Origin of the sequence: Sagittula sp. SSi028 (genome assembly GCF_048553715.1) — a bacterium.
Lineage (GTDB): Bacteria > Pseudomonadota > Alphaproteobacteria > Rhodobacterales > Rhodobacteraceae > Sagittula.
The window spans coordinates 522,114-541,268 of the sequence record NZ_JBLZNC010000002.1 but is presented as its reverse complement, the minus strand read 5'-3'; the positions used below and the strand labels follow the sequence as shown (position 1 = coordinate 541,268).

The following is a 19,155-nucleotide window of genomic DNA, read 5'->3' as shown; positions in this document are numbered from 1 at the left end:
TCGCCCCAGAACCGAACCGGGTCCGCGACCGAGGCCGCATACATCTCATCATACCGCGCCGCATCAACATGCGCCCCGGACACCAGCGTGCTTGATGGTGCGTGGGTGGTGCTCATGGGTTCTCCTCCAAACCTTTGCGCTCAACAGTCGGGGCCAAGGAAAATCCCTCGGCCCCGAAAGACAAGTTATCCTTTGGTGCCGCCGAATGGCTGCGTCAGATGGCCAAGTATTCTGCGCGAAGGCTTTCATTTTCAAGCACTTCTGCCGCAGACCCATCAAACACGATCGATCCGGTGTCGAGGATCACGGCGCGGTCTGCCAGTTGCAAGGCCCGCACGGCATTTTGTTCCACGATGATGGTGGTCATGCCCTGCTCCTTGATGTGGCGCAGCGTCTTTTCAATCTCGTCGACGATCACCGGGGCCAGACCTTCGTATGGCTCATCAAGCAGCAACACCTTGATATCGCGGGCCAAGGCGCGGGCGATCGCCAGCATCTGCTGCTCGCCGCCGGACAGGGTCACACCTTCCTGCTTGCGCCGTTCGCCAAGGCGGGGGAATAGTTCGTACAAGCGATCCAAGGACCAGCCAATCGGCGGCGAGATCTGCGCGAGCTGCAGGTTTTCCTCGACCGTCAGGCCGGGGATGATGCGACGATCCTCGGGCACGAGGCCCAGCCCGGCAACCGAGGCCTGATGCGATTTCATCAAATGCAGCGGTTCATGATCCAGCCAGATCTCGCCCTTGTTAACCTGTGGGTCATCCAGACGTGCGATCGATCTCAGGGTCGTGGTTTTGCCCGCTCCGTTGCGGCCAAGCAGGGCAAGGATCTCGCCTTCGTGCACGTTAAAGGAAATGCCCTGCACGATGTAGCTTTCGCCGTAGTAGCTGTGCATGTCCCAGACCGACAGAAAGGCGGGGGCGGTTTCGGCGTGGTTGGCGTTCTTGGAAAAGTCAGGACGCACGTTCATCTTTTTGTCCTTTCGGAAAGGGGATGTAGGGCGGGGTTGTCACCCCGCCGATGGCCTCAGGCGGTAGCGGTTTCGCCGAGATAGGCTTCTTGCACCTTTGGGTGGCCCTTGATCTTTTCGGGGACGTCCTCGACCAGCGGCGTGCCCTGCGCCAGAACGGTGATCCGGTCGGCCAGTGAAAACACCACATGCATGTCGTGTTCGATGATAGCGATGGTGATGTCGCGCTGCTCTTTGATCTCTTTCAGCAGATCGATGGTGTTGTTGGTGTCGGCCCGCGCCATGCCGGCGGTGGGCTCATCCAGCAACAACAGCTTGGGATCCTGGACCAGACACATCGCCATCTCGAGGCGGCGCTTGTCGCCCCGCGACATAGAGGCGGTTTGCATGTGCCGCTTGTCCTGCATGTTGACCTCTTCGAGCATTTGCTCGGCGCGCTCAATCAGCTGTCGCTCGGACATCACGGACTCAAAAGCATGCATCCGGTAGGCCCCGTCCCGTTTGGCAAACAGCGGGATCATCATGTTTTCCATCACGTCGAGATCGCCAAAGATCTCTGGCGTCTGGAACACACGGGAAATGCCCATCTGGTTGATTTCATGGGGCGAACGGCCCAGCACGGACTGCCCGTCAAACATGACCGATCCGGTGTCGGGGATCAGCTTGCCCACAAGGCAGTTGAGCAATGTGGACTTGCCCGCGCCATTGGGGCCGATGATGGCGTGGCAAGTGTTTTCTGCCACGCTGAGGTTCACATCCGACAGCGCCTTAAGCCCGCCGAACCGTTTGCCCACGTCTTTGACGTCAAGAATTCCCATAACGTTCTCCTTATTCGGCAGGTTCGGTGGTGGCGGATTTATCGTCCTGCGGCTGCGATTTGCGGAACAGACGCGCGATGCGTTGCCCCCCTTCGACCAGACCGCCGGGCAGAAAGGTCACAACCAGCATGAAGATGATGCCAAGCGTGAGGTGCCAGCCTTTGCCCACAAAGGGGTGGATGATGCCGACCAGCAGGTTTTCGATCCCGTCGGGCATGAAGCTGAACCAGCCATGCAGGACGTTGTCGTTGATCTTCGAGAAGATGTTCTCGAAGTATTTGATCATGCCTGCGCCCAGCACCGGCCCGATCAGCGTGCCCGCACCGCCGAGAATGGTCATCAGCACCACCTCGCCACTGGCGGTCCACTGCATACGCTCGGCGCCTGCCAGCGGGTCCATCGAGGCCATCAGACCGCCCGCCAGACCGGCATACATCCCAGAGATCACAAAGGCCGCCAAGGTGTAGGGCTTGGGGTTCAGGCCGGTGTAGTTCATCCGCGTCTGGTTGGACTTGATCGCCCGCAGCATCATGCCGAACGGTGAACGGAAGATGCGGATCGACAGGTAAAACGCCAGAAGCAGGATCACGGCGCAGACGTAGTATCCGGCGGAGAAGGTAAAGCTCCACGGTCCAATGACCAGATCGGTGGCTGCCCGCATCTCGAGCCCGAAGAGGTTGGTCACAGGGATCGAGCCATCCGCAGTTTGCGACACGCCCAGAATGCGGGGGTCATCCAGCAGGATCTGCAGGCCGGTCTCGCCGTTGGTGATGGGTGTGAGAACCGAATAGGCCAGAGCGAACGACATCTGCGCAAAGGCGAGCGTCAGGATCGAGAAGTAGATCCCCGTGCGTCGCAGCGAGATAAAGCCGATGACCCATGCAAACAGACCCGAGATGATCACCGACAGGATGATGGCGGGCAGGATGTTCATGCTCAGCAGTTTGAACATCCAGACCGCCGAATAGCTGCCCACGCCCAGAAAGGCCGCGTGGCCAAAGGACAGATAGCCGGTCAGCCCGAAGAGGATGTTAAACCCGATGGCAAAGATGCCGAAGATGACAAAGCGTTGCATCAGGTCGGGGTAGCCCGCATTGAACTGGGCCAGCCCGCTGTCGGTGGGAAAAGGGTTCAGGATGAAGGGCGCGAACATTGTCAGAACGGCGACAATGATCAACAGTTGCGTGTCTCTTTTTTCAAGTCCGAACATGAGTTTACTCCATCACGCCTTTGCGTCCCAGCAGACCGCGCGGGCGGACCAACAAGATGACGATGGCGACGAGGTAGATGATGATCTGGTTGATGCCGGGGATCAGCTCGATCACCCAGGTCATGGAGGCAAAGCTTTCCAGAATGCCCAGCAGGAAACCCGCAGCAACGGCACCCGGCAGCGATCCCATGCCACCGACAACCACCACAACAAAGGACAGCACGAGGAAGTCCATGCCCATGTGATAGTTGGGGGCGTTGATCGGCCCGTACATCACACCGGCCAGACCGGCGACGCCAGCGGCCAAGCCAAACATCAGGGTGAACCGTTTGTCGATGTCGATGCCCAGCAGCCCGACGGTCTCGCGGTCGGCCATGCCCGCACGGACCACCATGCCGAAGGTGGTGAACTGCAAGAACGCAAAAACCGCACCGATCACCGCAACGGAGAAGCAGAAATAGACCACGCGCCAAGCGGGATACATGATACCGGGCAGCACCTCCCAGACGCCGGACAGGGCATCGGGGGCAGGGGTCTGGATCGGGTTGGCGCCGTAGAAGGCTTTGATGATCTCTTGCAGCACGATGGCCAGACCAAAGGTCACAAGGATCTGGTCCGCGTGGGGGCGTTTGTAAAAGTGTTTGATCAGCCCGCGTTCCATGACGTAGCCGATCAGCAGCATCACCGGGATGGCAAACAGGATGGCCAGCGGCACGGACCAGTCTATGATCGCATTGCCGGGCGCCTCACCGAACCAGTCCACGATATAGGGTGTTTTGACCTTCAGCGGGTTGCCCAGAAAGTCGGTTTTGGTTGGATCGACGGTTTCGAACGACAGGGTCAGCAGCCGTTGCAGAAAGACCGAACAGAAAGCGCCGATCATAAACAGCGCACCATGGGCAAAGTTTACGACGCCCAGTGTGCCGAAGATCAGCGTGAGTCCCAGCGCAATCAGCGCATAGGCCGAGCCCTTGTCGAGCCCGTTGAGAATTTGAAGCAGGATTGCGTCCATTGCCCCCACCATTGGGTTGAGTGTGGAGAAACCTCTGGCCGATTGCGGTCAGAGGATACGAAAAGTGACAAAGCCGGAAGACCGATGTGGCAGGGCGGGCGCTGTGCCCACCCTGCCGCATCAAGGTCAGGCGCCCGGGTTGCAGGAGCCGAGGTTACCGCCCGCGAACATCGGGTGATCGGGGGCGTAGGTGACCTGGCTGGCCGGGGTGACTTCGACGACTTCGAGAAGGTCGAATTCGGACGTCGGGTTTTCCTTGCCCTTCACGACCAGCACGTCCTTGAAGCACTGGTGGTCTTCAGCGCGGTACAGCGTCGGGCCGTTGCCCATGCCGTCGAACTCGAACCCTTCGAGCGCTTCGACCACGGCGCAGGGGTTGAACGACCCGGCGCGGGCCACAGCATCCGCATAGAGCAGCGTCTGCACATAGCAGGTGTGCGCCGCCTGGCTGGGCGGGAAGCCGTATTTCGTGCCGAAGGATTTGACAAACGCCTTGGAGCCTTCGTCCTGCAGCGACCAGTGCCAGTTGGTGGAGCCAACGATGCCTTTGATGTTCTCGCCCGCGCCGCGCGCCATCAGACGCGAGAACAGCGGAACGACAATCTCGAAGTTCTTGCCGTTAACTTCCTTGTTGCGCAGGCCGAACTGCACGGCGTTGGTCAGCGAGTTGACCATGTTCCCGCCGTAGTGGTTCAGCACCAGAACGTCCGCGCCGGAATCCAGAACAGGCGCGATGTAGGACGAGAAGTCGGTCGAGGCCAGCGGTGTCAGAACGTTGTTGACCGTCTCCCAGCCCATGGCCTCGGTGGCGGCCGCGATGGATTCCTGCTGCGTCCAGCCCCATGTGTAGTCGGCCGTCAGGTGGTATGCCTTGCGGTCGGTGCCATAGAGGTTTTTCAGAACCGGCGCCAAGGCGGCGGCGGACATGTATCCGTTAAAGAAGTGACGGAACCCGTTGGCTTTTTTGTCTTTGCCGGTGGTGTCGTTGGAATGGGTCAGACCGGCCATAAAGATCACGCCTGCCTCTTGGCACAGGCCCTGTACGGCCACGGCCACGCCCGAGGACGACCCGCCGGTGATCATGATCGCGCCGTCTTTTTCGATCATCGACTTGGCCGATGCGCGTGCGGCGTCGGATTTGGTCTGCGTGTCGCCGGTCACATATTCGACCTTACGGCCAAGGATGCCGTTCCCTTCCAGCACCTTGGACGAGAAGGTGTTGAGCATACCGCCATCGCCACCGCCGTTGAGATGCTCGACAGCAAGCTCGTAGGCGCGCAGTTCATCGGCACCCTCGTCGGCATAGGGGCCCGACTGCGGAACGTTGAAGCCCAGCGTGACGGTGCTGTCGCCCGGCGCGTTGGTAAAGCCGGAGTGGCTGGCCGCGGACAGATAAGTCGGCAGCGCAAGGCCGGCACCGGCCACGGCGCCCGTGCGCAACATGCCACGACGGGTCAGGTTGATCTTGGACATAAAATCCTCCCAGATTTTTATAAAAGTCGCTCTTTGGGCTCCTCTTCCCGCCGAGCGCTTGCACCTGTGTGCAAAATTACTATGGGGCAGGTGTGGAAAACCGCGCAACAACCGGCTTTGATCAAACGGTTTTTTTGTCAAGATTTGAAAACTTGAATGTGGTACGTTGTAAATTGATTTATGTCGCGGCGCAGAAAGTGCTTGATTACGCAAGGGAATGGGAATGGCTCGGGATACGTTAACCGGCTCGCGAATTCGCGAAAGACGCATCTCGCAGGGGATGAGACAGGCGGATTTGGCGCGTTCAGCGGGTATTTCAGCGTCCTATCTCAACCTAATCGAGCACAATCGGCGCAGAATCGGCGGCAAACTCCTGCTTGAGATCGCGCAGGCTCTGGGGGTGGACAGCGCCGCCCTAAGCGAGGGCGCGGGCGCGGCACTGATTGCAGGTCTGCGCGAGGCAGCTTCAGACGTGCCGCAGGCCGGGGCCGAAGTCGACCGTGTAGATGAATTTGCGGGCCGCTTTCCGGGATGGGCGGCGGCGATGCTTGCCATGCGGGACCGCGTGACACAGTTGGAACGGTCGGTGCAGGTTCTCACCGACCGGATGACGCATGATCCGCAGCTTGCCGCCTCTTTGCATGAAATGCTGTCGACGGTGACGGCCATCCGGTCTGCGGCCTCCATTCTGGCAGAACCGGGGGAGATCGACGCAGAGTGGCAAGCCCGCTTTCACCGCAACATTTACGAGGATTCCGCGCGTCTGACGGAAACCTCACGCGGGTTGGTGACCTATCTCGAGGCGGACAATGCCGAGGCCACCGAAACCGGCACCCCGCAAGAGGAACTGGATGGCGTGCTGGAACGCGCGGGGCATCATATCCCGGAGCTGGAACGCGGCAGTCCTGTCGAGGAGGCCGCCACCCGGCTGGGCAGCGGTATTTCCCGCGCCGCGCAGGTGTTGTTGCGCGACTGGCTGCAGCGTTACGCCGAAGACGCCGAAGCTTTGCCAATAGAGGAGCTGCAACCGCATCTTGCGCAGGCCGGACCTGACCCGCTGGATCTGTCGCAGGCCTTGGGCGAAGCTCCGGTGCGCGTGATGCGTCGATTGGCCGCCATGCCGCCAGAGGTGCTGCCCGATCCGGTGGGTTTGGCCATTTGCGACGCCTCGGGGGTGTTGATCTACCGCAAGCCTTTGCCGGATTTTCCGATGCCCCGGTTCGGCGCGGCCTGTCCGCTTTGGCCATTGTACGCGGCGCTGTCGCGGCCTTATGCGTTGCTTGCGACAGAGCTACAGGCGCTGGACCGCGCCGGTGCCACGCTGCGGGTCGAGGCGCAGGCCACGCCGGCAGGTCCTTTGGTGGCCAACAGCGATCCGCTGTTCCGCTCGCATATGCTGGTTCGGCGCGCGCCCTCGGGGGCGGCTGATCCGTTGCGTGTTGGTGTGACCTGCAGGCTATGCCCCAAACCGGACTGTCCCGCCCGCAGGGAGCCGTCGATCCTTTCGACAAGCTGATTGGCCGCGCGTGCAATCGTATTTTGACAGCGGGTTCCAAAACCGCCTAAGATCGCGCCACTTGCGGGGGGAGGAGACCCTGTAACGAGGGGCCGGCAGGTTAGGGGAGATTTATGGGCGGAAAGGTTCTTCTGATCGAAGACGAACCGAACATCATCGAAGCGATCAAATTTATCCTGTCGCGTGACGGCTGGCAGGTGCATGCACATTCCAACGGCGAAACGGCTGTTGAAACCGTGCATGAGCGGACGCCGGATGTGGTGATTCTGGATGCGATGCTTCCGGGGCGGTCGGGGTACGACATATTGCGGGAGCTGCGCGACGACAGCCAGACAGCGGGTTTGCCGGTGCTGATGCTGACCGCGCGCGGGCAGACCAAGGACCGTGAAGAGGCCGAGCGCGCAGGCGCCAGCCGCTTCATGACCAAGCCCTTTTCCAACGCCGAGGTGCTGGATGCCGTCAAGGCATTGTCAGGCGCGTGAGCGAGCCTGACGCCTCCGGCCGGGCACCGGGCCGCGGGTCGGGGATCACCTCGTTCGAGCTGGAACAGCGCAACTTTCGCCGTCGCCGGATCGTTGATGCGGCCTGCGTTCTTCCATTTATCGGGTTGTTTTTGTGGCTTTTGCCGCTGTTGTGGCGGGATCCTTCCGCACAGACCACGACCTCCGGCGTTTTGATTTACCTTTTTGCGGTCTGGGCTGCGCTGCCTGTGGCGACGGGTCTGTTGATCCGCGCGATCCGGCGGGCCAGCGCCCCTGACCGCCCCGAGGCGCGTCGATGACATCGCTGAACGGGCTGGCTGCGATCTCGCTGAGCTATGTGGCGCTGCTGTTCGCGGTGGCCTTTTTCGCCGAACGCGCGGCGGCGCGGGGTCGCGTGCGATGGCTGCGCGCGCCGGTGATCTATACGCTGTCTCTGTCGATCTATTGCACGGGCTGGACCTTTTACGGGGCGGTCGGCAGCGCCGCGCGCAACGGCGTTGAATATCTGACGATCTACCTTGGCCCGTCATTGGTAATGATCGGTTGGTGGTGGGTGCTGCGCAGGCTGGTGCGCATCGGACGCAGCCAGCGTATAACGTCCATCGCTGATCTCATTTCATCGCGCTACGGCAAATCCAACCTGCTCGGGGTGGCGGTGACGATCCTCGCTGTGGTGGGCACCACACCCTACATTGCGCTGCAATTGCAGTCGGTTACCCTATCGGTGGATGTCTTCGCCCATCTCGATGATGCGGCGCAGGGCACGCCGCGCAACACCGCCTTTTGGGTGGCGGTCGGGCTTGCGGTCTTTACCGTGATCTTCGGCACGCGGACGCTGGATTCCAGCGAGCGTCACCACGGCGTCGTCATGGCCATCGCGGTTGAGGCGGTCGTCAAGCTGACGGCGCTGCTGGCGGTGGGGGGCTTTGTGGTCTGGGGTTTGGCGGGCGGCCTGGGCGATGTGATCGCGCGGATCGATGCCTCCCCCATGGGGGCCTGGCAGGTAGATGGCGGGCGCTGGGCGGGGTTGATGCTGCTGTCCGCTGCGGCGTTCTTGTGCCTGCCGCGCATGTTTCAGGTGCTGGTCGTCGAGAACGATTCCGACAAGCAATTGCGCATGGCAGCTTGGGCCTTTCCGCTTTATCTGCTGTTGATGAGCCTGTTTGTGGTGCCCATCGCCGTTGTCGGCATGGACCTGCTTCCAGAAGGCGCGAACCCGGATCTTTTCGTTCTGACCCTGCCGTTGAGCCAGCAGGCAGACGGGCTGGCGCTGCTGACCTTTCTGGGGGGCTTTTCGTCGGCCACATCCATGGTGATTGTTGCAGCGATTGCCCTGTCGACGATGGTGTCCAACCACATCGTCATGCCGATCTGGCTCAAGGCGCAGCGCGGCACGGTGAGCGTGTCCGGCGATGTCCGTCAGGTGGTGCTTTTGTCACGACGCCTGTCGATCGCGGGCGTGCTGCTGTTGGGGTATCTGTACTACGCGCTGTCGGGCGGCGGGGCGGCGCTGGCGTCGATCGGCTATGTGTCCTTTACCGGCGTGGCACAGGTGCTGCCTGCCATGCTGGGGGGGATGTTCTGGCGTGGCGCGACGCGGGTCGGGGCGCTGGCGGGGCTGACGGCGGGATTTTGCACCTGGCTCTATACCTTGTACATTCCGTCGCTTGGCGGTGGCGCACTGATGCCGGAAAGCTGGCTGGTGAGCGGACCGCTTGGCATCGGCTGGCTGCATCCCGAGGCGTTGTTTGGCGTCGCGGGGCTGGACCCGCTGCTGCATGCGGTGTTCTGGTCGCTTGCGCTGAACAGTTTTGCCTTTGCCATTTCGTCGATGATGACGCAGCCCTCTCCGGTGGAGCGGCTGCAAGCGGCGCAGTTCGTGTCGGTCGAAACGTCGCCCGGCGGGACGCGGTCATGGCTTGCGGGATCGGCCCAGACCGAAGACCTGATGATCATGGCGCAGCGCATTCTTGGCGCGCGTGACGCGCAGGCCCTGTTCGCGCGTGAGGCCGCGCGACAGGGGATCGAAGGGGATCTGCCCGCGCCGACACGTGATTTCCTGTTGCGGTTGGAACGCGTTTTGGCTGGGTCGGTCGGGGCGGCGACTGCGCATGCCATGGTCGGCCAAATCACCGGCGGGATGTCGGTGTCGGTCGAGGATCTGCTGGCGGTCGCAGATGAATCGGCGCAATTGATGGAATACTCTGCCCGGCTAGAGGCGCAGTCGCGCGAACTGGGGCGCACCGCGGCCGAGCTGCGCAGCGCCAATGACAAGCTGACCCGCCTGTCGGTGCAAAAGGACGCATTTCTTAGCCAGATCAGTCATGAGCTTCGCACGCCCATGACCTCCATTCGCGCATTTTCCGAAATTTTGCGCGACGTCGATAATCTCCCGGCACCGGAGAAGGCCCGCTATGCGTCGATCATCCATGACGAGGCCATCCGCCTGACCCGCCTGTTGGATGATTTGCTGGATCTGTCGGTTCTGGAAAACGGTCAGGTCAATCTGAACCTTGCCGAAGGACGGTTGTCGGATGTTCTGGACCGTGCCGTGGCCTCGGCGCTTGCGGATGAGGGCGGGCGGTTGGCGATCCGGCGCCGGGCGGATGACGAGGCGCTGTGGATCTATTCCGATATCGAGCGGCTCAGCCAAGTGTTCATCAATCTTATCGCCAATGCGCGTAAATATTGCGACGCCGACCAGCCGGAGCTGCAGATTCGCGTCAACGCCGATGGCGGTATGTTAAAGATTGATTTCATCGACAACGGCAGCGGTGTTTCGCCCGAGGCGCGCGATGTGGTCTTTGAAAAATTTGCCCGTGTTTCAGACCAAAAGGCGGGTGGCGCGGGGCTTGGGCTTGCGATCTGCAGGCAGATTATGGCCCGTCTGGGCGGTGAAATCGCCTATGTTCCCGGCCTTGGCGGTGCGGCGTTCCGTGTCTCGCTGCCGATCCGGCAGGCCACGGATGCGTCGCGTTCTATGCTTTGAGCAAGTTTTAGCAAAAAAGGGTTTGTTAAAGCGCTTGGTAACCAAATCCGCCGATAAGAGGTGCGCGGAGACGGATACTATGACGGGTGCAATTCTGTATGGCTGACGGGGCAAGAGACGACGTTTTGGGCCAAAAGGCACAAGCGGCGCTGCGCGCGTTCGAGGCGCGCGGCATGTCGCCGTCCAAGGCATTGCGCCGCGCCTTGTCCAAAACGGCGGACGTGCTTTGGGACCTTGCATTGGTGACCCAAGCCGTTGTGGTCGAGAATCTCGATCAGGACGGGGTGATCGAGGGGCTGCAAAAAACCGATCTGTTGCTTTTGCTTGATGGGCCGGATGGCGCGGTGGGGCTCGCGACGGTGGATCGTCATGTTTTGACCGCCCTGATCGAGGTGCAGACCATCCAGCAGGTCACCCAAATGCCGATCGAGGAGGAGCGCGGCCTGACCCAGACCGATGCTGCCATGGTCGCACCTTTAATTGATGGGGCGCTGGAACGGCTGACCGTGGCGCTGACCGACAGTCCCATGCAACCTTTGATCCAGGGCTTCCGCTTTGGCGCCATGCTGGAGGACGCGCGTGCTGCGGGGCTTTTGCTGGATGCCGCCGGATACAAGGCGTTCCGTGCGGATGTCGATCTGGCGCTGGGGCGGCGCAAGGGGCGGCTGTCTTTCATCTTGCCGGTCCCGAAACCAAAGCGGCCGCCTGATCCTGCGGGGCAGGGGGCGGGACCGCATGCTGATATTCTATCACGTGTTCCGGCTCGTCTGGATGCGGTCTTGTCCCGTGTCAGTCTGTCCTTGGCCAAAGCGCAAGCCCTGCAGCCGGGCGACACCTTGTCCTTGGCGCCTGACGCACTGGACCGGGTTGAGGTTTACGCCGCGCATGGACAGTTGGTGGCCAAGGGGCGGTTGGGCCAGATCAACGGGTTGCGCGCGGTGCGCCTGACCTGGCCTGTGCTTGGGCCACAAGGGGCGGGGGGATCTGACCTGTCGGGGGATTTCGGCAGCGGATTGACTGCATCCGATGCGCCGGCAGGGGATCTGCCGTCACTGCCCGCCAGCGACGATGGGTTCCCGGAACTGGATGCGATGCCAGCCGAAGACGCCGGTGTCGAAGAGCTTCCCGAATTGCCCGCGCTGGAATTCGACGGAGGCGGCGAAACCGATTTCGACGCGGGCGCGGATCTGATGGACACCAGCGATTTCGACATGGACTTCGGATCAGGCAGCATCGACATCGACTTCAACGAATAAACAAAAAGCCCCGCAACACGCCGGTGCTGCGGGGCCTTTTACGTTCGGATGAACCGCTGTCAGCTTTGGGCCATGGCCTGTAGCGTCGGGCGCAGGCCCGAGATGTCATAGCCTGCGCTGCGGGCGGTCTCGATCACCTTGTCGGCGCCTTGCACAGGGGCCTGGCCCAAAGCCCAGACCACGGTGCTACGGGTGCCGGACGCGCAATAGGCCAGCACCGGCCCTCCGGCGCTTTCGATCAGCTCCTGCTGGCGCAGGATGTTCTCGGCGTTCATCGTCTGATGGGTCAGAGGCAGCACTTCAAAGCGCAGCCCCTCTGCTTCGACGGCCTGACGCATGGCGTCGGCCTGAAGCGCGGGCGGGTTTTCTTCGTCGGGGCGGTTGCACAGCACCATGACAAAACCGGCTTCGCGCAAAGCGGCCACATCCTCGGGAGAGATTTGCGGGCTTACGCTGTATGTGTCTGAAATCTGGTTCGGGCTCATGACACAGGCTTATTCTGCCGGAACGGCTCTGTCCAGATGCGTGCGCACCACCGGTGCACCCAGCATGCCGACGATCATGGCCGCAACGAAGATATACAGGTTTGCGCCACCAAAGCTGAGCGCGGCGATGGCCGGTCCGGGGCACAGGCCGGCAAGGCCCCAGCCCATGCCGAACATGACCGATCCCACGATCAATTGCCGGTCAAGGCGCGTCGACGGCGGTGGCGGCAGCGCCGCACCGGTCAGCGATGTGCTGCGCCCGCGTCTTACCATCCATGCCACGGCCATCGGGATCATGGCGCCCCCCATGACAAAAGCCAATGTCGGGTCCCAATTGCCGAAAATATCCAGCCATCCCTGCACCTTCGTGGTGTCGGTCATGCCCGAAACCAACAGGCCCGCGCCAAACAGCCCACCAGCCAGAAGCGCAATCACATGACGCAACATATCAGATCACCCCCAAAATGTGACGAAACAGAACGACGGACAGGCCCCCCGCGCCGATGTAGCAGGTCGTGGCCACAAAGCCGCGCAGCGACAGTCGCGACATGCCGCAGACCCCGTGGCCGGAGGTGCAGCCATTGGCCAGTCGCGTGCCGAGCCCGACCAGCAGCCCGGCGGCGATCAGGACCGCCGGATTGTCCGTCACATGCGTGTCAGCCGACCCGACAAACGGCAACAAAAGCAGCGGCAGGGCGGCGACGCCCAGAAGAAACAGCGCCCGTTCAAGCGCTGTGTTGCGGCCTGATCCGTCGACCAGACCGCCTATGATTCCGCTGGCGCCCATGATCTTGCCGTTGCCCAGCAGATACACCGCGCCCCCGGTGCCGATCAGCAAACCGCCGATCAGCCCCCAAATCCAATCCATTGGCATGTTGTCGTTCCTGTATGTTTTGTTCCGCCGGTCAGAGCTTGTTGACCGGCACCTTGAGGAAAACATCCCCGTTTTCATCCGCCTCGGGCATCTGTCCCGCACGCATGTTGACCTGCAGGGACGGGATGATCAGACGCGGCATGGCCAGTTGCGCGTCCCGCGTCTGGCGCATATCGACAAAGCTGTCGCGGTCCGCGCCTCCTCCGATGTGGATATTGCGGGCCTTCTGCTCACCAACGGTGGTCTCCCAGGCATAATCCTCGCGGCCCGGTGCCTTGTAATCGTGGCCCACGAAGATGCGTGTCTCATCGGGCAGCGCGAGGATCTTCTGGATCGAGGCATAGAGCGTTTCCGCCGACCCGCCGGGGAAATCACAGCGCGCGGTGCCGAAATCAGGCATGAACAGCGTGTCCCCCACAAACGCCGCATCGCCAATGACATAGGTCAGGCAGGCGGGGGTGTGGCCCGGCGTATGCAACACATCCACGCGCAATTGCCCGATGTGAACACTGTCACCTTCGGCAAACAGTTGGTCAAACTGCGATCCGTCGCGTTCAAAGGCCGTACCTTCGTTGAATACCTTGCCAAAGGTATCCTGCACGATGCGGATATTGTCACCGATCCCGATCTTTCCGCCGACCTGTTGTTGAATATAGGGTGCGGCGCTGAGGTGGTCGGCGTGCACATGGCTTTCCAGCAGCCATTGGCACTCCAGACCTTCGGACTTGATATGCGCGATGATCTGGTCGGCCGATTTCGTGTCCGTGCGGCCAGAGGCGTAGTCAAAATCCAGCACGCTGTCGATCACAGCGCAAGCTTTGCCGTTCGGATCACGGACGACATAGGAAATGGTGTTTGTCGCCTCGTCGAAAAAGGCGGTGACTTCTGGTGACATGACGGCCTCCTTGTGTGCTGTAGATTTCATATAATGATAATTGAATGTGTATCAAGGGGCCTTTGCGTTTTTGAATTAATGAAATGATCGGCTTGTTGTGCCACATTATCCGCAGGGAGAATCGGGGCATCGCGCCCCTGACAGGAGATCAAAACAGCCCATTAAGACCGTACGTGAAAATCATAAAATCGGGAGGAATAGATGACGAACCTACACCATCAACAACTCGAAGACCTGTGCCGCCGTGTCGAACTGATGCCGCAGGACCGAAGAACCGATGCGCTTTGTGATTTGCGACGACGGCTGGATGCGCTCAGATCTTCCGGTCAGCGTATCCCGGCTTGGGCACGGGAAACCCTGACCCGCGTGACCGAGCAGGATGCCGAGGATTTCTTTGACAACATGCCGGTCTGAGGCCTGCGTGCCGCGCGTTTGCGACGACGTGCGGCCTTAGCCTGTGAATAAGTTGCCTTGCCGCGCTGATTAGAGTCTAATTGTCTGCAAAATGGCACGAAATCGTGTCGTGGGGCAAAAGGGGCGTGTCAGAATGGCGCGCGACGGCAGGCGTATGGCAGAAGGCATCCATTATTCCGTCACGGATCGTGTGGCGTTCCTGAGCATCGACCATCCGCCGGTCAACAGCCTGTCGCATGCGGTGCGGGCGGGTTTGATGGCGGCGCTGGATCGCGCCGAAGCGGACACCTCTGTCGAGGTGGTTGTTCTGCTTGGCACCGGGAGCACTTTTCCCGCTGGTTCGGATCTGACGGAATATCAAAGCGGACTGAAGGCTCCGTTTCTGCGCGATTTGTGTGACCGTGTGGAGGCAATGCCCAAACCGGTGATCGCGGCACTGCATGGCACGGCTTTCGGCGGCGGGTTGGAATTGGCGCTGGCCGCCGATTATCGCATCGCGCAGCCCGGAACCCGGATGGGTCTGCCTGAAATCCGTATGGGGTTGCCCCCCTCCGCCGGGGCGACGCAGCGGCTTCCGCGTTTGTTGCCCACCGCACAGGCGCTGCACCTTTTGACCACGGGCGGCTCTGTCATCGCTGATCGCGGTGTCGGGCGTGGTTTGGTCGATGAGATCGTCGATGGTGATTTGCGCACCGCCGCCTTGGCGTTTCGCGACACCTTACCCACTGGGACGGCGGCGTTGCGCCCGACGCGCGACCGGATGGATATGCTGGCGGATTATGCAGGTTACGCGCAGGCGATTGCCAAATATCGCAGTGCGCTTGCAAAGGATGACAGCCACGCGGGACAGGCGCATGTGATTGATCTGGTAGAAGCGGTGCCGCTTTTGCCGTTCGAGGCCGGTTTGGGCATGGAGCAGGACGCCTTTGAAAGCTGCCTTGCGTCAGAGGCGGCGCAGGCGTTGCGGCATGCCTTTACCGCTGAACGCTCGGCGCGGCGGTTTGCCTTGCCGCAGGACATCGCGCCCCCGCAGATCGACCGGATCGCGGTTCTGGGGCAGGGTCCCTTGGCCATGCAGATTGCCGTGTCGGCACTGAATGCAGGGCTTGGGGTGAACTGGGGCGCCCATGACGCCGAGGCGCTGGGCGAAGGCGTCGAACAGCTGCGCGAGATATTCGCCACCGGTGTCAAAGGCGGGGGCCTGTCCCAAGAGCAAAGCAAGGCGCGGCTGGAGCTTTTAAATCACGGCAGCAGCGCTGACATGATCGATGGTGCGGACATTGTCATTCATGCAGCGCGCGGTCAGGGATCGGTGCCCGCGCCTGAAGGCACAGTGCGCGCTGTGGCCATGTCATCCCGCGTGGATGCGCTGGGCCTGCGGTTTGCGCCACCGGTGTTTTCCACCCGTTTGGTCGAGATTGTCGAAGGACCGGTCTGCAGCGCCGAACAGGTGGCCTATGGGCGTGCGCTGGCGGAGCGGATGAACAAGGTTCCGGTGCATGTGAAGTCACGTGGTGACAGCATTGCCGGCCGTTTGGCGGCGGCCCTGCATCGCGCGGCGGATGCTTTGCTGGACATGGGGGCCGACCCTTACGAGGTCGATGACGCCGTCGAACACTGGGGGTGGGGGCGACCGCCGTTTCGCACCCGTGATATGCGCGGCCTGCAGGATCTGGCCAAGGCGCAGCGTGCCGAGGGGGCAGACAACTGGTCGGCCCTGCTCATCGCCGAAGGGCGCGAGGGCTGGGTCGCGGGCCGTGGCTTTTACAATTGGACGGATGACGGCGCCGAGCGGGCAGGCGTTGTGAAGAGGCTGCTCAACGCGCGGCGTGATCCGCAAACGTTTGACCCCGATCACATCGTCCATATCCTGATCGCGGCTGTGGCGAATGAGGGCGCGCGGTTGTTACAGTCCGGCATGGCGCAGAAAGCCTCGGACATCGACGCGGTCGCCATTCTTGCGCTGGATTTCCCACGCGTCAAAGGCGGGCCGATGATGGCAGCAGGACAGATGGGCATGCTGAAGCTGATGAAGCTTTTGGAGCGTATGGATCATCCCGACCGTGCCTTCTGGACGCCGACACCCGATTGGGCAGAGCACATCAAATACGGTCGCAGTTTTGTCAGCCAGCCGTGAGTGGCGGATCAGACCAGAAAAATGCCCATGATCACAGCCATCAGGCCAAGGGTAGACAGAAAAAGAGAGCCCATGTTCAGCGGCATCGCGCGCTGTACGGCCTGACGCAGCTCATCGTCGGTCAGACCGGCACGGCGGGCGCGCCAGACGCGGACAATGCTTAACACCAGCCCGACAAGACCGATCACAGACATGATCACTCCGACCCAGATCAGCCATTCCATGCCGCATTCTCCGTTCCCGTAAACAAACTTTGGTTCGGGTAAAGCAGGCCCTTGAGCTGCGCAAGCCCCTTGATGCGCGCGCGGCACGGCTGTATCCGAACGCAACACCCGCAGGAGGCAAGATATGCAGGATACCCCCAGTGACAGCTATGGTGTCGCCGCAGGCGAGCTGACCCAGTTCATCGAGCGCGTCGAACGGCTGGAAGAAGAGAAGAAAGAGATCGCAGAGCAGATCAAGGAAGTCATGGCAGAGGCAAAGGGCCGCGGCTACGACACCAAGGTCATGCGCAAGGTCATCAGCTTGCGCAAGCGCGACGCCGATGACATCGCCGAAGAAGAGGCGGTGCTGGAAATGTACAAGGCCGCGCTGGGCATGGCCTGATCACTTGGCCGCAGGTCAGGCGCGTTAAGAATAATATTGGACGCAGCTTCCGGCACAGCCGTCGGAAGCTGCGTTTCTGCGTTTCCGTCCGGGGATGGTCCGGCAGGGAGCAGAGGTCCTTAGTCGAGAACCACAATCCCCTGATGTTTTGACTTATGTTCCGGTTCCACATGGATGGTGACGCGGCTTTGCGGCACGGCGTCATGCATGGCGTGTTCAATGCGGTCACAAATCTCGTGGGCGTCAAACACCGTGGTCTCTCCCGGCACAACCAGATGAAATTCTACAAAGGTTGCCGCACCGGCGTGGCGCGTGCGCAGGTCATGTGCTTCGACCGCGCCATCGGCGTTTTCTGCAATCACGTCACGGATGCGGGCGAGTTCGTCATCGGGAACGGATTCATCGAGCAAACCGCTCAGCGAGCTGCTCATCACCCGCCAGCCGGACCATAGGATGTTGACCGCCACCAACACGGCCATCAGCGGGTCTAGCAGCCACCAGCCGGTCAGAAGCGCCAGCAAGACGCCCGCAGCCACCCCGACAGAGGTCATCACATCGGTCCACAGGTGTTTGCCATCGGCGACAAGGGCAGGGGACCGCAGGCTGCGACCACGGCGGATCAGGACCAGTGCCCATGCGCCGTTCAGGGCGGTCGCGACGGCATTGATGACCAGACCGGTCAGCGGCGCATCAATGACGCGTGGCGATTGAAAGCCCTCCCACGCCTGATGAAGGATGAACAGCGCAGCGACACAGATCATCACCCCTTCAAGCACGGCAGAGAAATACTCGGCCTTGTGGTGGCCCCAAGGGTGTTGGGAATCAGCGGGGCGCGCCGCCACCTGAACCGCCACCAATGCAGCAAAGGCCGTGGCCAGATTGACCGTGCTTTCCAGTGCGTCCGACAGCAGCGCGACCGAACCGGTCAGCCACCACGCGAGCGTTTTCAGCGCCAGAACGATCCCGCCCAGCACAAGGCTGCCCAATGCCAGTTTCATCTTTCTGCTCATGGTGCCGATTCCGTCGCCTTGCTGCCTCCCCGTAGCCTGCGAGGACATTTGGCTCAACCCGGCAGTGCTGCCAGTTTATCCTGCATACAGCATAAACGTCGCCTTTAGGGCGTGATCAGCGTCACGCCGGGCATGCGGGAAATCGTGTCCAGATCGTCCTCGTACAGCTCTGTCAGCATGTCGACATAGGCCGCGTCCCAGCCAGGAATGTCCACGGCCTCTTCGATCTCTTCATCTTTGGCGTATTTGTCGAGAAACGCAGCCATGACGCGACGCTTCTGAATTTCGTTGATATTGGGGTTCCCTGCCAGAAAGGCGCGGAACCGTTTCATCCCCTCACGGTCGATAATCTGGCTGAAGACATCAAACGCGCCGGTGATCTTGCGTGTCAGTTCTATGCCTGCCAACTCTCGGATGACCTGACCCCAGATCAGCGGGGTGTCTTCATTGCACCACAGGGTGATCGGGACATGGGGCAGGCGGTCGCGAATCCGGCGGATCAAATCCGACCAGCGCATCTGCATCGGATCCATGCCATCCAGAAAACTCTCGAATGTCGGGTGCGGGCTGGCCGCAAAAACCGCCGGAAGGAAGGTCGCCGGATCGCGCAGCCCCATGTAGATCTCGACGTCGTCCTGTTCGAAAATCCGCGCAAAGGTTTCCAGACGCGCCTCTGCCCGCAGATATAGGCGGGCATTTTGCACCGCCAGCTTGGGCACGGAAAAGAAGTTCTCGTTCGACAGGATAAGGCGGTCGATCTTGCCGGGGTCCTCTGTCAGGATGGCGTCAAGCAGTACATCGCGCACATCCTCGTCGGGTGTCGCGTTCTTGAGCTTGGCAATCGAGCCCGCCAAGAGCTTTCGGTACTTTGACGGACCGGGAATGGCGACGCCCTCGTGGCGCCAGTTTTCGGCGTTGCGCAGCAGGCACTTGAGGATGCGATCCTCGTCTGTGCAATGCACGCCAGTGTGAAGGATCACCTGCATGGGTTCAGACGTCTTAGGGTTT

At 61.3% G+C, this 19,155-nt stretch carries 20 protein-coding genes; 8 read left to right on the top strand and 12 right to left on the bottom strand.

The features are described from left to right. Nucleotides 1-214: 214 nt before the first annotated feature. The 5 genes from ACN5AZ_RS06160 to ACN5AZ_RS06140 form a co-directional block, all read right to left on the bottom strand. The gene (locus tag ACN5AZ_RS06160; protein WP_419427977.1) at nt 215-970 is read right to left on the bottom strand and encodes an ABC transporter ATP-binding protein; all 756 of its coding nucleotides are present in this window, start codon (nt 968-970) and stop codon (nt 215-217) included. Nucleotides 971-1,026: 56 nt separating this feature from the next. Beyond that, a complete protein-coding gene (locus ACN5AZ_RS06155; RefSeq protein WP_419427976.1) occupies nt 1,027-1,788 on the bottom strand; it encodes an ABC transporter ATP-binding protein in 762 nt (253 codons plus the stop codon). Nucleotides 1,789-1,798: 10 nt separating this feature from the next. Beyond that, nucleotides 1,799-2,998 carry a branched-chain amino acid ABC transporter permease gene (locus ACN5AZ_RS06150; protein ID WP_419427975.1) on the bottom strand — a complete coding sequence of 400 codons (1,200 nt, stop codon included), beginning with the start codon at nt 2,996-2,998 and terminating at the stop codon, nt 1,799-1,801. A gap of 4 nt (nt 2,999-3,002) precedes the next feature. After that, on the bottom strand, nt 3,003-4,010 hold the full coding sequence (locus ACN5AZ_RS06145; RefSeq protein ID WP_419427974.1) for a branched-chain amino acid ABC transporter permease: 1,008 nt from the start codon (nt 4,008-4,010) through the stop codon (nt 3,003-3,005). Between the two features lie 126 nt (nt 4,011-4,136). Beyond that, entirely contained in the window at nt 4,137-5,483 is a 1,347-nt protein-coding gene (locus tag ACN5AZ_RS06140) for an ABC transporter substrate-binding protein (protein ID WP_419427973.1), read from the bottom strand. 223 nt (nt 5,484-5,706) lie between these two features. On the opposite strand from ACN5AZ_RS06140, the gene ACN5AZ_RS06135 reads away from it, so the two are divergent. The 5 genes from ACN5AZ_RS06135 (at nt 5,707) to ACN5AZ_RS06115 (ending at nt 11,726) form a co-directional block, all read left to right on the top strand. Continuing rightward, entirely contained in the window at nt 5,707-6,999 is a 1,293-nt protein-coding gene (locus ACN5AZ_RS06135; RefSeq protein WP_419427972.1) for a helix-turn-helix domain-containing protein, read from the top strand. Nucleotides 7,000-7,112: 113 nt separating this feature from the next. Continuing rightward, nucleotides 7,113-7,481 (top strand): response regulator transcription factor, encoded by a 369-nt coding sequence (locus ACN5AZ_RS06130; protein ID WP_419427971.1) that lies wholly within the window; start codon nt 7,113-7,115, stop codon nt 7,479-7,481. Then, on the top strand, nt 7,478-7,780 hold the full coding sequence (locus ACN5AZ_RS06125; protein WP_419427970.1) for a hypothetical protein: 303 nt from the start codon (nt 7,478-7,480) through the stop codon (nt 7,778-7,780). Before ACN5AZ_RS06130 ends, ACN5AZ_RS06125 begins: the two co-directional genes overlap by 4 nt. Next, nucleotides 7,777-10,470, top strand: coding sequence for an ATP-binding protein (locus ACN5AZ_RS06120; RefSeq protein ID WP_419427969.1), 2,694 nt, complete (start codon nt 7,777-7,779; stop codon nt 10,468-10,470). Before ACN5AZ_RS06125 ends, ACN5AZ_RS06120 begins: the two co-directional genes overlap by 4 nt. 98 nt (nt 10,471-10,568) lie before the next feature. Then, on the top strand, nt 10,569-11,726 hold the full coding sequence (locus ACN5AZ_RS06115) for a FliM/FliN family flagellar motor C-terminal domain-containing protein (protein WP_419427968.1): 1,158 nt from the start codon (nt 10,569-10,571) through the stop codon (nt 11,724-11,726). A gap of 59 nt (nt 11,727-11,785) precedes the next feature. On the opposite strand, the gene ACN5AZ_RS06110 is transcribed toward ACN5AZ_RS06115, so the two are convergent. Genes ACN5AZ_RS06110 through ACN5AZ_RS06095 form a run of 4 tightly spaced genes read right to left on the bottom strand, consistent with a single transcriptional unit; the run spans nt 11,786 to nt 13,980 of the window. After that, a complete protein-coding gene (locus ACN5AZ_RS06110; RefSeq protein ID WP_419427967.1) occupies nt 11,786-12,211 on the bottom strand; it encodes a TIGR01244 family sulfur transferase in 426 nt (141 codons plus the stop codon). A 9-nt stretch (nt 12,212-12,220) separates the two neighbouring features. Further along, the gene (locus ACN5AZ_RS06105; RefSeq protein ID WP_419427966.1) at nt 12,221-12,658 is read right to left on the bottom strand and encodes a DUF6691 family protein; all 438 of its coding nucleotides are present in this window, start codon (nt 12,656-12,658) and stop codon (nt 12,221-12,223) included. A 1-nt stretch (nt 12,659) separates the two neighbouring features. Continuing rightward, on the bottom strand, nt 12,660-13,085 hold the full coding sequence (locus ACN5AZ_RS06100) for a YeeE/YedE family protein (protein ID WP_419427965.1): 426 nt from the start codon (nt 13,083-13,085) through the stop codon (nt 12,660-12,662). Nucleotides 13,086-13,116: 31 nt separating this feature from the next. Further along, nucleotides 13,117-13,980: an MBL fold metallo-hydrolase gene (locus ACN5AZ_RS06095; protein ID WP_419427964.1), complete on the bottom strand. Its 864-nt coding sequence runs from the start codon at nt 13,978-13,980 to the stop codon at nt 13,117-13,119. 201 nt (nt 13,981-14,181) lie between these two features. Here ACN5AZ_RS06095 and ACN5AZ_RS06090 point away from each other — a divergent pair, with 201 nt between their 5' ends. Then, the gene (locus ACN5AZ_RS06090; RefSeq protein ID WP_419427963.1) at nt 14,182-14,394 is read left to right on the top strand and encodes a hypothetical protein; all 213 of its coding nucleotides are present in this window, start codon (nt 14,182-14,184) and stop codon (nt 14,392-14,394) included. Nucleotides 14,395-14,527: 133 nt separating this feature from the next. Further along, complete coding sequence (locus tag ACN5AZ_RS06085; RefSeq protein ID WP_419427962.1) at nt 14,528-16,531, top strand: enoyl-CoA hydratase-related protein; 2,004 nt, start codon at nt 14,528-14,530, stop codon at nt 16,529-16,531. A gap of 8 nt (nt 16,532-16,539) precedes the next feature. On the opposite strand, the gene ACN5AZ_RS06080 is transcribed toward ACN5AZ_RS06085, so the two are convergent. Beyond that, complete coding sequence (locus ACN5AZ_RS06080; protein WP_419427961.1) at nt 16,540-16,755, bottom strand: hypothetical protein; 216 nt, start codon at nt 16,753-16,755, stop codon at nt 16,540-16,542. A 124-nt stretch (nt 16,756-16,879) separates the two neighbouring features. Between ACN5AZ_RS06080 and ACN5AZ_RS06075 the strand changes: the two genes are divergently transcribed. Continuing rightward, complete coding sequence (locus ACN5AZ_RS06075; RefSeq protein ID WP_419427960.1) at nt 16,880-17,137, top strand: DUF2312 domain-containing protein; 258 nt, start codon at nt 16,880-16,882, stop codon at nt 17,135-17,137. Between the two features lie 119 nt (nt 17,138-17,256). Here the strand turns inward: ACN5AZ_RS06075 and ACN5AZ_RS06070 are convergent, their stop codons facing one another. Both ACN5AZ_RS06070 and ACN5AZ_RS06065 read right to left on the bottom strand, forming a co-directional pair. After that, complete coding sequence (locus ACN5AZ_RS06070) at nt 17,257-18,147, bottom strand: cation diffusion facilitator family transporter (RefSeq protein WP_419427959.1); 891 nt, start codon at nt 18,145-18,147, stop codon at nt 17,257-17,259. Nucleotides 18,148-18,251: 104 nt separating this feature from the next. Then, entirely contained in the window at nt 18,252-19,133 is an 882-nt protein-coding gene (locus ACN5AZ_RS06065; protein WP_419427958.1) for a hypothetical protein, read from the bottom strand. Between the last annotated feature and the right edge of the window lie 22 nt (nt 19,134-19,155).